The sequence below is a fragment of the Nocardia sp. NPDC003482 genome (assembly GCF_053588115.1).
This window is the reverse complement of sequence record NZ_JBSFPI010000001.1, coordinates 229,275-242,145: the sequence shown is the minus strand read 5'-3', so window position 1 is coordinate 242,145 and position 12,871 is coordinate 229,275. Positions and strand designations below refer to the sequence as shown.

The following is a 12,871-nucleotide window of genomic DNA, read 5'->3' as shown; positions in this document are numbered from 1 at the left end:
CCGACGGGTATGCGAACATATGTTCGTGTCCCGCCCCGAAACATCCCGACCGGTGCGGTCCGAGGCATCGATCCTGCACGCCGATCTCGACTCGTTCTACGCCTCGGTCGAGCAGCGCGACGATCCGCGCCTGCGGGGGAAGCCGGTGATCGTGGGGGGCGGGGTGGTGCTGGCGGCCAGTTACGAGGCCAAGGCGTACGGGGTGCGCACGCCGATGAACGCGCGGCAGGCGCTGCGGCTGTGCCCGCACGCGCTGGTGGTGCCGCCGCGCATGTCGGCGTATTCGGCGGCGAGCAAGGCCGTGTTCGAGATCTTCCGCGACACCACACCGGAGGTGGAGGGGATCTCCATCGATGAGGCGTTCCTCGACGTCGGCGGGCTGCGGCGGATCGCCGGGGATCCGGCCGTCATCGCCGCACGGCTGCGGGCGCGGGTGCGGGAGCAGGCCGGGCTGCCGATCTCGGTGGGGGTGGCGCGCACCAAGTTCCTGGCCAAGGTCGCCAGCGCGGTGTCCAAACCCGATGGGCTGCTGGTGGTTTCGCCGGACCGAGAGCTGGAGTTCCTGCATCCGCTGCCGGTGGAACGGCTGTGGGGCGTCGGCGAGGTGACCGCGCGGGTGCTGCACGAGCACGGCGTCACCCGGATCGGGCAACTGGCCGAACTCGGCGAGCGCGGCCTGCGACCCCTGGTCGGCGCGGCCGCGGCCCGGCATCTGTACGCGTTGTCGTGGGCGCGTGATCCGCGGCGCGTCGACACCGGGCGGCGGCGCCGCTCGATCGGGGCGCAGCGCGCGCTGGGGCGGCGGCCCCGGACCGAGGCCGAGCTCGAGGCGTATCTGCACGGTCTGGCCGATCGGCTCGGGCACCGGTTGCGCGCGGCGCGGCGGATGTGCCGAACCGTCGTGCTGCGCCTGCGTTTCGACGATTTCGGGCGAGCCACGCGCTCGCACACCATGATTCAGGCCACCGACCACGGGGCCGTGCTCCTCGACACCGCGCTGCGGCTGCTGGCGGCGGCCATGCCGTTGATCCGCGAGCGCGGTATCACCCTGATCGGCCTGGCGCTGACCAATCTCGAGGACGCCGACAGCGTGCAACTCGCGCTCCCGCTCGACGAGCGGCCCGAGGCCACCCTCGACACCACGCTCGACCGGTTGCGCGACCGGTTCGGCGCGGGCACCGTCACGCGCGCGGCGCTGCTGGGCCGCGGGGAGGGGCTGTCGGTGCCGCTGTTACCGGACTGATCAGCCTGGCAGCAGGCCGCGCGCCACCAGATCGTCGAACAACACCCGATCGACGGGCGGCACCCGGTCGCGGTCGGCGTAGGTGAACCAGGCGATCTCGGCGATCTCGCTGCTCGCGGTGATCGTCCCGGTGTGCTCGGCGGTGTAGCAGGCCATGCGGACCAGCTCCCCGCCGCCGGGCGTTTCGGCCTCGTAGGTGCCGACGTGGGCGATGGTGTCGGCGATCAGGGCGACGGTGAGTTCCTCGTCGATCTCGCGGATCAGGGTCTGCGAATCGCTCTCGCCGCCTTCGCGTTTGCCGCCCGGGATGTAGAAGACGTCCTTGCCGCGCGGGCGCGCGCACAGGATGCGGCCGTCCTCGATCAGCACCCAGGCCACGGTATCGATGAGCCGCCGGCTCGGTTCGGTCCGCACCCCGGCAGCCTAACCGCGCGGCCGCGGTGTGTTAGACAGGGGGCGTGGAGAACTCGGTCGTCGGTGAGTTGCTCGCGCGCAGGTACGCGGACGGCAGCGCGCCCGGCCGCCGCTCGGACGACGCCCGCTTCGCGCTGGTCGTCGAGGGCGGTTCGGCGCGCGGGGCGTATTCGCACGGCATGGTGACCGCGCTCGAGGAACTCGGCCTGGTGCGCTGCTTCGACGCGGTGTACGGCTCGTCGGCGGGGGCGTTGAACGGGGCGTGGCTGCTGTGCGGTCGGGCGGGCGTCGCGCGGCGCGCGTGGGAGGGCGATGTGGTGCGCCGGGTGATCAATCCGGCGCGCGCGTTGCGCGGCGGGCGGGTGGTGGACACCCACTTCCTCGTGCACGGGGTGTACGAGCGCATCGTGCCGATGGATTTCGCCGCGATCCTGGCCAATCCGGTCACCTTCCATCCGCTGGCGACCTCCGTCGACGACGGCAGCGCGGTCGACCTGCACCCCGACCTCACCGACGCGGCCGCCGTGCAGCGGGCGTTGCGCGCGTCGACGTGTCTGCCGATTCTGGCGGGGCGGCCGACCGCGCTGGCGGGCCGCCGCTACGTCGACGCGGGCCTGTCCGAGGCGGTGCCGATCCGCACCGCGCTCGCCCAGGGCGCCACCCACGCGCTGGTGTTCCGCACCCGCCGCGCCGACGAAAAGTCCGCTCCCCCATCGCGTTTGGAACTGCGCATCGTGACCCGCTTCCTCGCCCGGCACGCGCCCGGGGTGGTGGACACCTGGCGCACCCGGGCCGCCCGGCACGCCGAGGACGAGCACACCCTCGCCACCGATCCCCGGATTCTCCAGGTGCGCCCGCCGCTGGGTTCGCCCGATATCGGCCGGATCTCGCGTGATCACGGCACCCTCATGCGGGCGCTGGACCTCGGCCGCGCGGCGGTTCTCGACGCCTTGGCGACCTACCTGCCGCAGCCGCTGGCGGGCTGAGGGACGACCACGACCTTGCCGGTGGCGCGGTCGTCCTCCAGGTACCGGTGGGCGGCGGCGATCTCCTCGAGCGCGAAGACCCGATCGATATTCGGTTGCAGGACACCGGCTTCCACCTCCTCGACGAGGTGTTGCAGGGTCGCCGCGGCGCCCTTGACGTCGTCGCTGTGGAACGAGGTGAGCTTGGTGCCGGAGGGGATCATGGCGATCGGTTCGAAGTCCGGGACGAGCCAGCCGCTGAGCGATCCCGACACGCAGACGGTGCCGCCGCGGCGGACCAGCGCCAGCGATTCGACCGCCGTGCGCGCGCCGACCAGATCCAGGACCCGATCCGGGCCGTCGGGCCAGAGCGCGCGCACCCGGTCGGCGAGGGGTCCGTCGTCGACGAGGACGTGGGCGGCGCCCGCCGCGCGCAAGGCGGCCCGCTTGCCGGGTTGCCTCGTGGTGGCCGCGATCTCGACGCCCCGGGCCGCGGCGATGGCGATCGCCGCCATACCCACCGAGGAGCTGCCGCCACGAATCAGCAAGCGGCCCTTGGTGTTCGGTCCGACTCCCAAGGCGGCGAGGGAGCCGTGCGCGGTGAGGTAGGTTTCGGGCAGCGCGGCCAGCACCGTCCAGGGCAGGGTGGTGGTGATCGGCATCAGCAGCGGGTCGGGCAGCAGCGCGTATTCGGCGTAGCCGCCGTCGAAGGCGCGCCCCATCTCCCCCATGACCGCCGCGACGGTGGCGCCCTCCGGCAGGGCCGGGTCGGTGGACGCGGCGATCGTGCCGACGCATTCGATGCCGAGCACGCGCGGGAACCGCACGGTCGGTGAATGTCCTTGCCGGGTGCGCAGTTCCGACCGGTTCAGGCCCGCGCCCCGGACCCGCACCAGGCTCCAGCCCGCACGCACACGGGGTATCGGGACGTCCCGGATCTCGAGTACTTCGGGGCCGCCGGGACGGACACAGACCGCCGCTCGCATCGTGGTCGCATTCATGCGACCCACTCTCGCCGGACGACGGGCTGGCCGACCACCGATAGAATGCCGAGTCATGCCCGTTCACCGCCAACCCGCCGCGGTGACCTCGCGGGTGTGGCCGTCGGGTGGGGTGCACCTGTGGCCGTCCGGGGGAACCAGTGCCTCACACGCGCATTCGCGCGGACACCTCGTCTACGCGGCCCGGGGCGTGTTGTCGGTGCACACCGAGGGCGGCACGTCCATCGTCCCCGCCGATCGGATCGCCTGGACGCCCGCCGGGTTCCCGCACTTCCATCGGGCGCACGGCGAGACGGATATGCGGATCATCTTCCTGCCCGACGCGATCGCTCGCCGGGTACCCGACCATCCCGCGGTGTTCCTCGCCTCCGGTCTGGCCCGCGAGGTGGTGCTCGCTCTGACCGGGGAGCGGACCCACGACCGCGCGGCACGCGACCGCCTGCACCGCGTCCTCGTCGACGAACTGCGCGAGGCCCGCGAACAGCCCCTGCATCTGCCCGAACCCCGCGACGACCGATTGCGCGCGCTGGCCGCGATCCTGTACGAAAACCCTTCGGAGAACGGCACTCTCGCCGAACTCGGCCGCCGGATCGGGGCCAGCTCCCGCACCCTGAGCCGCCTGCTGCGCGCGGAGCTCGGCATGACGTTCTACGAATGGCGCACCCAGCTGCGCGTCTATCACGCCCTGGTCCTGCTGGCCGAGGGCCACGACACCGTCCGCGTGGCGCACGCGTGCGGGTGGTCGAATCCGAGCACGTTCATCTCGGCCTTCACCGGCCTGCTCGGCACGACCCCCGGCCGATACCGCGCGCGCTCGCGGTGACTACTCCGCCCGGATCTGCTCGACCAGGATGTCGGCGTGCCCCGCGTGACGGGCGATGTCGCCGATCATGCCGAGGTAGACGAACCGCAGATTCACCGCGCCGACCAGATGATGCTCGACCACATCGTCCAGCTCGAACCGCGCCGCGATCTCCCGCGACCGCGCGCAAGCGGCTGCGTACTCGGCGATCACCTCGGCCAGCGACTCCCCTTCCGCCACAACGAAACTGCCGTCCCCACCCACGGCGTGCCCGTCGCACGCGTCGACACTCCACCCGGCCAGCGTGCGCTGAAACCAGATGCGCTCGGCCGCCGCACAATGCTTGACCAGCCCGATGGGCGTGGTGAGCGAGGGCACCAGCCGACGCCGCGCCGCCTCGTCGGACAGACCCGCGACGGCGGCCACAAGTTCGGCCCGGTGCATATCGAGGATGTGCTCGAGCAACTCCCGCTCGCCACCGGTGAACGGGCGGCCGGGATCCAGAACAGCGGTCATGCGTGTACTCCTGGGGATTCGATGAGGATCGCGCCGATGTCACTGCCGACGCGGCGGTTCCAGTCCCGCGTCACGCGCGGCCAGGACTGCCTGCGCCCGATCGCGGAGGTCGAGTTTCGCGAAGATATGGCGTACATGAGTTTTCACCGTCGCCATGCCGATGAACAAGTCCGCAGCGATCTCGGCATTCGAGCGGCCCGCGCCGATGAGGGCGAGGATCTCGATCTCGCGGGCGCTGAGATCGGCGAAACCGCGCGGCACGGCGACGGGCGCGGGCGGGCGGGCCGCGAAGTGGGTCATCATGCGGGCCAGCACCGCCGGGGAGACGACCGGTTCACCGGTGGCCGCGCGGGTGACCGCGTCGAGGAGACCGTCGGCGGTCACGTCCTTGAGCAGGAATCCGCACGCGCCCGCGCGCAGGGCGTCGACGACGTGCTGATCGAGATCGAAGGTGGTCAGCGCGAGCACCCGGACGTCGGCGTCGAGCGCGGCGATGCGGCGAATGGCCGTCACCCCGTCCATACCGGGCATGCGCAGATCCATGAGCACCACCTGCGGGCCCAGCGCGGTCACGGCTTCGACCGCCGCCGCACCATCGGCCGCCTCCCCGACAACGGCCATGCCGCCCAGTTCGAGGATCGTGCGCAGACCCTGACGCACCAGATCCTGGTCGTCGACGACGAGTACGCGAATCACCGGGCACCCCCGACCGGGATGGTGACGAGTACGCGGATCACCGGGCACCCCCGACCGGGATGGTGATCGTGACCTCGAAGCGGCCGCCGTCGATTCGGGCGTCGAAGACGCCGCCGAGCAGCAGGGCGCGGTGCCGCATACCGGTCAGTCCCCTGCCGGGGCGTGGGGTGGTCGACACGGACGTGCGATTGGCCGAGCGCAGCGTGACCCGGTCGGGCAGCCAGTCCACGGCGATATCGATCCGCTCGCCCGGCGCGTGCCGGCCCGCGTTCGTAAGGCATTCGCGCACAATGCGATTCATCGCGGCGACCGCGTTGCCGGATTCGGGCGGCGGGGCGCCGGTGACGGTGAGGGTGTTGGCGATGCCGACCGCGCGGGCGTTGTCGGCGAGCCGCACGAGATCCGCGTCGCCGGGCGGCCCGTCCTCGTGCGGCGGCGCGAGCACGTCGAGGACCTGCCGAATCTGGGTGAGCGTGTGGTGGGCGGTGGAGCGGATGGCCTCCACCGGGCCGATCGCCTTGTCGGGGGCCACCTTCAGCGCCGACGCCGCCGCCTCGGCCTGGATCGCGATCAGGGTGAGTTCGTGGCCGACCACATCGTGCAGTTCGCGGGCGATGCGGGCGCGTTCGGCGGTGACGGCGGCCTCCTCCGCACGATCGCGTTCGCGGCGCAATTCGGTGGTGAGCGCGCGGATTTCGGCGTTCTGACGGCGCTGCCGGGCGACGATCCGGCCCGCGACCACCGGGGCGACCACCACCAGCACCGCGCCGACGGCGGCCACCGGCTGCTCGGGGCCGAGGAACGTACCGGCCACGGCGGCCACCGCCGCCCACGCCGTGACCGCGGGCACCGCGAAACCCGCACGGCCGCAGGCCCCCAGCGCGTAGAACTGCAGCACCACCGCCACGAATCCGAGCACCGGGAAGCCGTCGAGCGGGATCAGCCAGGCCAGCGACGACACGGCCGCGGACGCCACCGGACAGGTCCGTCGCCAGGCCAGCGGCAGCGTCGAGCCGAGGACGTACGCCTCGCCCACGCCGTGCGCGGCGATCGGAACGATCGCGGTCTGCACGAGCCCCGCCGCGACGAGGACCGCCGCCAGCGCCGCGTCGAGCGGCGTGCTGCGCGAGCGCCGGGCCAGGTCCATTCCTGCGAGGGTAGGTCAGCGCCGGACCGGGCGTCGTCATCCCACGGGATGAGCCCCCGACCAGCTCAGCGGGTGGAATCCGACCCGCCCGCCGGTCGATGCGGCGGCCGGTCGAGCATTCCTACTCTTCGAGTCATGCTCACCCCACCCACCCGCCTCAGCGCCCGGTTCGGAACCGCGTACGCCGCAAGCCAATCGGCGGTCGTGACCGCGATGGCGGTGTTCGTGCTGCCGCGCGCCGGAGCACCCGACGCGGCCCCGCTGGAACGCGGCCTGCGGGTGCTCGACGCGCAGCAGACCTATCGGCTCGGCAACTTCGCGCTGATGATCTCCGGCATGCTCCTGCTGGGTTTCCTCGGCGCGGTCCGGGCGCGGCTGCGCGCGTCCGACGCGTCGGGCGTACTGGCGACCGTCGCCGTCACCTCGGGCACGCTGGTCGCGTTGCTGTGGCCGCTGGCGGCCCTGCTGCACGACCTCGCCCTCGAAACCGCCACGGCCGGAACCGATCCGCGCATCCTCGCCGGCTGGGACGCCGCCGCCCCGTTCGGCCTGGCCCTGTCGGCGCTCCCCCGGACGCTGTTCATCGGCGCGATCGTCCTCGGACTGCCGACCCGGGCCCGACGGCTCCGCGGCACCGGCACGCTCGTGCTCGCACTGAGCCTGCTGGGCAGCGCCACCCTCGTGTGCACGGCACTGTTCCCGGTCCTGGCCGCGAGCACCCTCACCTTCCTGCTGTGGCTCGCCGCCGTCGCACGACGGTGGTCACACCCCGAAACCTGATCTCGGCCGTCGTGCCCACGGCGGCCTTCCGATGCCGGAATATCTAACCCCGCTCCGCCCGCAGCGCGTCGAGAGTCATTGCCGCCATTCGGCTTTCGAGCCGATCGCGATCGGGCATGACCGCGCGGCGGAAGCCGTGGGCGGCGAGGAAGGACAGGACCCACCAGGCGGTGGCGGCGGGGTCGAGGTCGGGGCGCAGGTCGCCCGCGCGGCGACCCTCGGTCAGCAGGTCGGTGAGGGTGTCGGCGAGGGAGCGGAGATGGTGGCGCACCGCGTGTTCCATCTCCGGTTCGGCGATGAGGGACATGGCGTCGGCGAAGATCACACCGAGGGAGCCGGGGGCGTGCAGTTGATCGATGTGGCCGGGGCCGAGCAGGAGTTCCAGGAGGTCGACGATGGACTCGGTCTCGGCGGCCGCCGCGCGCAACAGCTCGCACATCTGATTCGAGGCGTGTTCGACGACCGCGGCGTACAGGCCGATCTTGGTGCCGAAGTTCTGGAAGACGACCGGCTCGGTCACGCCGACACGCGCGGCGATCTGGGCCATTGTCGCTCGGCGATACCCGGATTCGGCGAACACCTCCGTCGCGGCGGCCACGATCGTGGCCCGCCGATCGGCCGCGCGCAGGCGGGTGCGCCGCTTGTCGGCCGGGGCGGAGGAACCAGGGGGCATCGAGTCATCCTAACCCCTTGCCAAATCAACTTAGTCGCGACTAAGTTAAGGACGTTCTTAGTCGTCACTAAGTTAGGAGGGCCCGGTCATGGGCCTCGGACAACTGCTGCATCGCCAGCCCAATCCCCACACCACCGGCGCGACCATCGACCACGGGCGGGGCTACGACCTGTTCGGCGCGGTCTACTTCGGCGGCCGCCGATCGCACGTGTACACCCGCCTGGCGGCGCTGTCCGGCGCGTGGCCGGGCGATCGCGTGCTCGACATCGGTTGCGGCACCGGCCATCTCACCCGCCGCTTGGCGGCGGTGGTCGCGCCGGGCGGTTCGGCGCTGGGCATCGATCCGTCGGAGTCGGTCCTCGAGCAGGCCCGGCGCACCACCCGGGAGCCGAACTGCGATTACGCGGTCGGCGTCGCGGAATCGCTTCCGGCCGAGGACGATTCGCTGGACGTGGTGGCCAATTGCCTGATGGTCCACCATCTCCCGCCCGCGTTGCGGCCCAAGGCGGCGGCCGAGATGTTCCGCGTCCTGCGGCCGGGCGGTCGCCTGCTGATCGCCGATTTCCGCCCACCGGCCAACCCGGTCGGGCGGCATCTGATCGGGGCGCTGACCGGGCCCGCCATGGAGCACAACCCCATCGCGGCCCTCGCTCCGCTGGCCGCGGACGCGGGCTTCACCGCGATCGCCGACGGCGTCGTGCGACCGTGGATCTACTACGTGTCCGCCACCAAACCGGGCTCCCCCGCGTGACCGCCACCCGGCTGGGCGTGCTCGCGCTGTTCCTCGGCGGCCTCACCGCGCACCTGTGGCTCGGGTCCCGGATCGGCCTGGCCGCCGCGGCTCTCGCCCTCGCGGTCCACGTCGTCGGCGTGGTACTGGCCCGGCGTCACTTCCGGCGACCGTGAGACTACCCGGCGTCGGAGGCGGGCCGTTCCGACAGGCCCAGCCGCAGATGCTCGATGTGGTAGATCGCCTCGTCGAGCAGTTGCGCGACGTGATTGTCGTACAGGCTGTAGACGATCGAGCGGCCGCTGCGGGTGCCGACGACCAGGCCGAGGTTGCGGAGCAGGCGGAGTTGGTGGGAGACCGCGGACTGTTCCATGCCGATCGCGTCGGCCAGTTCGGTGACGGGCAGTGGGCCGTGGCGCAATTCGGTGAGGATGAGCAGGCGGCTGGGGGTGGCGAGGGCCTGGAGGGTGGTCGCGACATGGGTGGCGGCGTCGGCGTCGAGCCGCGCCACCGGGCGGCTGTGGCCCTCGACTCCGTGTCCCATACGGCGGTATGTTACCCGGAATTATACATGAAGACGTGTTCATGTCTTCTGATATGGTCGGCTCGTTCGTTCCGCTACCCCTCGGAGGTGATGTCGTGGTCGCGCCGACGCTCTCGACGACCCGTTCGACCCCGATCGCGCCCACGCCGCCGACCCGGCGCACACGGCTGTTCGCCCTACCCGAAACCCGCTGGGCCGCAACCGCTCTGGCGCTGTTCGTGCTCGGCCTCGCGGCCCAGCTGAGCGACGGTCCCCCGGCGCTGGTGTGGGCGCTGTACCTGGCGTGCTACGCCGCGGGCGGCTGGGAGCCGGGGCTGGCGGGACTGCGGGCGCTGCGGGAGCGGACCCTCGATGTGGATCTGCTGATGGTGGTGGCCGCGCTCGGGGCGGCGGCGATCGGGCAGATCACCGACGGCGCGCTGCTGATCGTCATCTTCGCGACCTCGGGCGCGCTGGAGGCACTGGCCACCGCGCGCACCGAGGATTCGGTGCGCGGGCTGATGGACCTGGCCCCGGAGACCGCCACCCGCGTCGACGCCGACGGCCGCGAGCATCCGGTGCGCGCGGCGGATCTGGCGGTCGGCGACACCGTGATCGTGCGCCCCGGCGAGCGAATTCCGGCCGACGCCACGGTGATCGGCGGCGGCGGCGAGGTCGATCAGGCGACGATCACCGGTGAGCCGCTGCCGGTGGACAAGACCGTCGGCGACGAGGTGTTCGCGGGCACCACAACGGCACCGGCGTGCTGCGGCTGCGGGTGGACCGCCACGCCGGGGACTCGGTGGTCGCGCGGATCGCGGCGCTGGTCGAGCGGGCCGGGCGGACCAAGGCGGCGACGCAGTTGTTCATCGAGAGGGTCGAGCAGCGGTATTCGCTCGGCATGGTCGCGGTCACCCTCGCGGTGTTCGTGGTGCCGTTGCTGTTCGGCGATCCGCTGCGGCGGGCGCTGTTGCGGGCCATGACGTTCATGATCGTCGCGTCGCCGTGCGCGATCGTGCTGGCGACCATGCCGCCGCTGCTGGCCGCGATCGCCAATGCCGGGCGGCACGGGGTGCTGGTGAAATCCGCGGTGGTGATGGAACGGCTGGGCACCGTCGACCGGGTGGCGTTCGACAAGACCGGCACACTGACCCACGGCACCCCGGAACTGGTCGAAACCCATTGCGCCGACGCCGATTTCGACGACACGGAACTCCTGCGCGTGACCGCCGCCGCCGAGCACGCGAGCGAACACCCCCTCGCCGCCGCGATCGTGCGGGCCGCCCGCTCCCGAGGGCTCACACTGCCACCCGCCGAGGAGTTCACCGCCCAGCCGGGACGCGGAATCTCGGCGATAGTCGACGGCCACCGCATCGCCGTCGGCTCGCCCGCCTCGATGCCCGCCCACGCCGAGATCGCCGCGGTCGTCGAACGCTGGGAGGCGCTCGGCCACACCGCGGTCGTCGTCACCCGAGACGACCGCCCGATCGGCGCGCTGGCCGTGCGGGACCGCCTGCGTCCGGAGGCGATTCGCGCCGTCGCGGCCACCCGGCGGGTCACCGGCCCCACGCCGACCCTGCTCACCGGCGACAATCACGCCGCGGCCCGGCGGATCGCCGCCGAGGTCGGCATCACCGAATTCCGCGCCGGCCTGCTGCCCGAGGACAAGGTGCACGCGGTACGCGAATGGCACACGGCCGGAGCGCGAGTCGCGGTCGTCGGCGACGGCGTCAACGACGCCCCCGCGCTCGCCGCCGCCCACACCGGCATCGCCCTGGGCGGCGCGGGCTCCGACCTGACCCTGCGCACCGCCGACGCGGTCGTGGTCCGCGACGACCTCACCGCAGTTCCGGCCGTACTCGCCCTGGCCCGCCGCGCGCGCCGCACGGTGATCGCGAATCTGGTGGTGGCCGCGTCGTTCATCGGCGCACTCGTGATCTGGGACCTCGTGGGCACCCTGCCGCTACCACTCGGCGTCGCCGGCCACGAGGGCTCCACGATCATCGTGGGCCTCAACGGTTTACGGCTGCTGCGCCGCGCCGCTTGGACGGAGCCGTCGTGAGATCGCTGTTCGCCCGGCGGGACTACCGGCATCTGTTCACCGCGCAACTGGCGGCCCTCGCGGGCACCGGAACGACCACCGTCGCGCTCGGACTGCTGGCCTACCGGCTGGCCGGGCCCGCGGCGGGCGCGGTGCTGGGCACCGCGCTGACGCTCAAGATGATCACCTATGTGACCGTCGCGCCGCTCGCCTCGGCGTACGCCGTCCGGCTCCCGCGGCGCTCGCTGCTGGTGGCGCTGGATCTGGTGCGCGCGGCGACGGTGCTGGTGCTGCCGCTGGTGGACCAGGTGTGGCAGATCTACGTGTTGATCGTGCTGCTGCAATTGGCGTCGGCGGCGTTCACCCCGACATTCCAGGCCGTGCTGCCCGACATCCTGCCCGACGAGCGCGACTACACCCGCGCCCTGTCGGCCGCGCAGTTGGCGGCCACCATGGAAACGCTGCTCAGTCCGCTGCTGGCGGCGGTGTTGTTGAGCTTCATCGGATTTCACTGGTTGTTCCTCGGCACCGCGCTCGGATTCCTCGCCTCGGCCGCGCTGGTGGTCACCACCCGCATCCCCGACGCCGCCCGCGCCACCCGATCCGGCGTGCGCGATCGAACGCTGGCCGGGCTGCGGATCTTCGCGGCGACCCCGCGGCTGCGCGGACTGATGGGCCTGAATCTGGCCGTCGCCGCCGCCGGTGCGGTGGTGATGGTGGATACGGTCAACTACGCGCGCGACGTGCTCGGCGGCGATTCGTCGTCGGTGGCGATCCTGTTGGCCGCCAACGGTTTCGGTACCATGGCCGTAGCCCTGACCCTGCCGCGAGTGCTCGATCGGATGGGTGAGCGCGCGGTCATGACGCTCGGCGCGGCCGCGGCGACGCTCGGCACGGCGGCGGCCGTGGTCATGACGGTCACCCACGGCGGCTGGCCCGCGGCGCTGGCGGTGTGGGCGCTGATCGGCGTCGGCACCGGGATGGTTCTCACCCCGACCGGCCGGATCCTCCGGCGCTCCGCGCGCCCCACCGACCGGCCGACGCTGTTCGCCGCCCAGTTCTCCCTGTCCCATCTGTGCTGGCTGGTCACCTACCCGATCGCCGGATGGCTCACCACCACAACGGGTTTCGCGACCACCTGGATCGTGCTGTCAGCGCTGGCCGCGCTCGGCACCGCCACCGCGCTGCGCTGCTGGCCTCGCCGCGATCCGGCGGTCCTCACCCACGTCCACCTCGTCCCCGGCGGCACACACCGCTACGTGCACGCCCATCCCTTCGTCATCGACGACGAGCACCGGCGCTGGCCCCGTCCCGGAGCGCTCCCGGCCTGAACGGCCGAC

Annotated in this window: 14 protein-coding genes and 1 pseudogene; 8 read left to right on the top strand and 7 right to left on the bottom strand. The window is 72.2% G+C overall.

The genetic code is table 11. From position 1 onward, the window contains the following. The first annotated feature begins 19 nt into the window (after nucleotides 1–19). The gene (gene dinB / locus ACWDSJ_RS01140) at nucleotides 20–1,243 is read left to right on the top strand and encodes a DNA polymerase IV (protein WP_450028658.1); all 1,224 of its coding nucleotides are present in this window, start codon (nucleotides 20–22) and stop codon (nucleotides 1,241–1,243) included. On the opposite strand, the gene ACWDSJ_RS01135 is transcribed toward dinB, so the two are convergent. Then, the gene (locus ACWDSJ_RS01135) at nucleotides 1,244–1,657 is read right to left on the bottom strand and encodes an NUDIX hydrolase (protein WP_450028657.1); all 414 of its coding nucleotides are present in this window, start codon (nucleotides 1,655–1,657) and stop codon (nucleotides 1,244–1,246) included. A 44-nt stretch (nucleotides 1,658–1,701) separates the two neighbouring features. Between ACWDSJ_RS01135 and ACWDSJ_RS01130 the strand changes: the two genes are divergently transcribed. Further along, complete coding sequence (locus ACWDSJ_RS01130; RefSeq protein ID WP_450028656.1) at nucleotides 1,702–2,643, top strand: patatin-like phospholipase family protein; 942 nt, start codon at nucleotides 1,702–1,704, stop codon at nucleotides 2,641–2,643. Here the strand turns inward: ACWDSJ_RS01130 and ACWDSJ_RS01125 are convergent. After that, nucleotides 2,616–3,623, bottom strand: a complete 1,008-nt coding sequence (locus tag ACWDSJ_RS01125) for a zinc-binding dehydrogenase (RefSeq protein ID WP_450028655.1) — start codon at nucleotides 3,621–3,623, stop codon at nucleotides 2,616–2,618. The genes ACWDSJ_RS01130 and ACWDSJ_RS01125 overlap by 28 nt on opposite strands. A 55-nt stretch (nucleotides 3,624–3,678) precedes the next feature. Here ACWDSJ_RS01125 and ACWDSJ_RS01120 point away from each other — a divergent pair, with 55 nt between their 5' ends. Then, nucleotides 3,679–4,446 carry an AraC family transcriptional regulator gene (locus tag ACWDSJ_RS01120; protein ID WP_450028654.1) on the top strand — a complete coding sequence of 256 codons (768 nt, stop codon included), beginning with the start codon at nucleotides 3,679–3,681 and terminating at the stop codon, nucleotides 4,444–4,446. Here the strand turns inward: ACWDSJ_RS01120 and ACWDSJ_RS01115 are convergent, their stop codons facing one another. From ACWDSJ_RS01115 to ACWDSJ_RS01105, 3 genes are read right to left on the bottom strand one after another with little or no spacing between them, the layout of a single operon-like run. Further along, nucleotides 4,447–4,941 carry a DinB family protein gene (locus ACWDSJ_RS01115; RefSeq protein WP_450028653.1) on the bottom strand — a complete coding sequence of 165 codons (495 nt, stop codon included), beginning with the start codon at nucleotides 4,939–4,941 and terminating at the stop codon, nucleotides 4,447–4,449. A 39-nt stretch (nucleotides 4,942–4,980) separates the two neighbouring features. Further along, nucleotides 4,981–5,637: a response regulator gene (locus tag ACWDSJ_RS01110; protein ID WP_450028652.1), complete on the bottom strand. Its 657-nt coding sequence runs from the start codon at nucleotides 5,635–5,637 to the stop codon at nucleotides 4,981–4,983. 37 nt (nucleotides 5,638–5,674) lie between these two features. After that, nucleotides 5,675–6,784 (bottom strand): sensor histidine kinase, encoded by a 1,110-nt coding sequence (locus ACWDSJ_RS01105; protein ID WP_450028651.1) that lies wholly within the window; start codon nucleotides 6,782–6,784, stop codon nucleotides 5,675–5,677. A 135-nt stretch (nucleotides 6,785–6,919) separates the two neighbouring features. Between ACWDSJ_RS01105 and ACWDSJ_RS01100 the strand changes: the two genes are divergently transcribed. Next, nucleotides 6,920–7,564, top strand: coding sequence for a hypothetical protein (locus ACWDSJ_RS01100; protein ID WP_450028650.1), 645 nt, complete (start codon nucleotides 6,920–6,922; stop codon nucleotides 7,562–7,564). A gap of 43 nt (nucleotides 7,565–7,607) precedes the next feature. On the opposite strand, the gene ACWDSJ_RS01095 is transcribed toward ACWDSJ_RS01100, so the two are convergent. Continuing rightward, nucleotides 7,608–8,237 (bottom strand): TetR family transcriptional regulator, encoded by a 630-nt coding sequence (locus ACWDSJ_RS01095; RefSeq protein WP_450028649.1) that lies wholly within the window; start codon nucleotides 8,235–8,237, stop codon nucleotides 7,608–7,610. 88 nt (nucleotides 8,238–8,325) lie between these two features. Between ACWDSJ_RS01095 and ACWDSJ_RS01090 the strand changes: the two genes are divergently transcribed. Then, complete coding sequence (locus ACWDSJ_RS01090) at nucleotides 8,326–8,988, top strand: class I SAM-dependent methyltransferase (RefSeq protein ID WP_450028648.1); 663 nt, start codon at nucleotides 8,326–8,328, stop codon at nucleotides 8,986–8,988. Further along, nucleotides 8,985–9,143, top strand: coding sequence for a hypothetical protein (locus ACWDSJ_RS01085; RefSeq protein WP_450028647.1), 159 nt, complete (start codon nucleotides 8,985–8,987; stop codon nucleotides 9,141–9,143). Before ACWDSJ_RS01090 ends, ACWDSJ_RS01085 begins: the two co-directional genes overlap by 4 nt. Nucleotides 9,144–9,145: 2 nt before the next feature. On the opposite strand, the gene ACWDSJ_RS01080 is transcribed toward ACWDSJ_RS01085, so the two are convergent. Continuing rightward, nucleotides 9,146–9,511, bottom strand: a complete 366-nt coding sequence (locus ACWDSJ_RS01080) for an ArsR/SmtB family transcription factor (RefSeq protein WP_450028646.1) — start codon at nucleotides 9,509–9,511, stop codon at nucleotides 9,146–9,148. Between the two features lie 95 nt (nucleotides 9,512–9,606). On the opposite strand from ACWDSJ_RS01080, the pseudogene ACWDSJ_RS01075 reads away from it, so the two are divergent. Then, nucleotides 9,607–11,552: pseudogene (locus tag ACWDSJ_RS01075) on the top strand (heavy metal translocating P-type ATPase). Continuing rightward, the gene (locus ACWDSJ_RS01070; protein WP_450028645.1) at nucleotides 11,549–12,862 is read left to right on the top strand and encodes an MFS transporter; all 1,314 of its coding nucleotides are present in this window, start codon (nucleotides 11,549–11,551) and stop codon (nucleotides 12,860–12,862) included. Before ACWDSJ_RS01075 ends, ACWDSJ_RS01070 begins: the two are co-directional and overlap by 4 nt. Nucleotides 12,863–12,871: the final 9 nt, after the last annotated feature.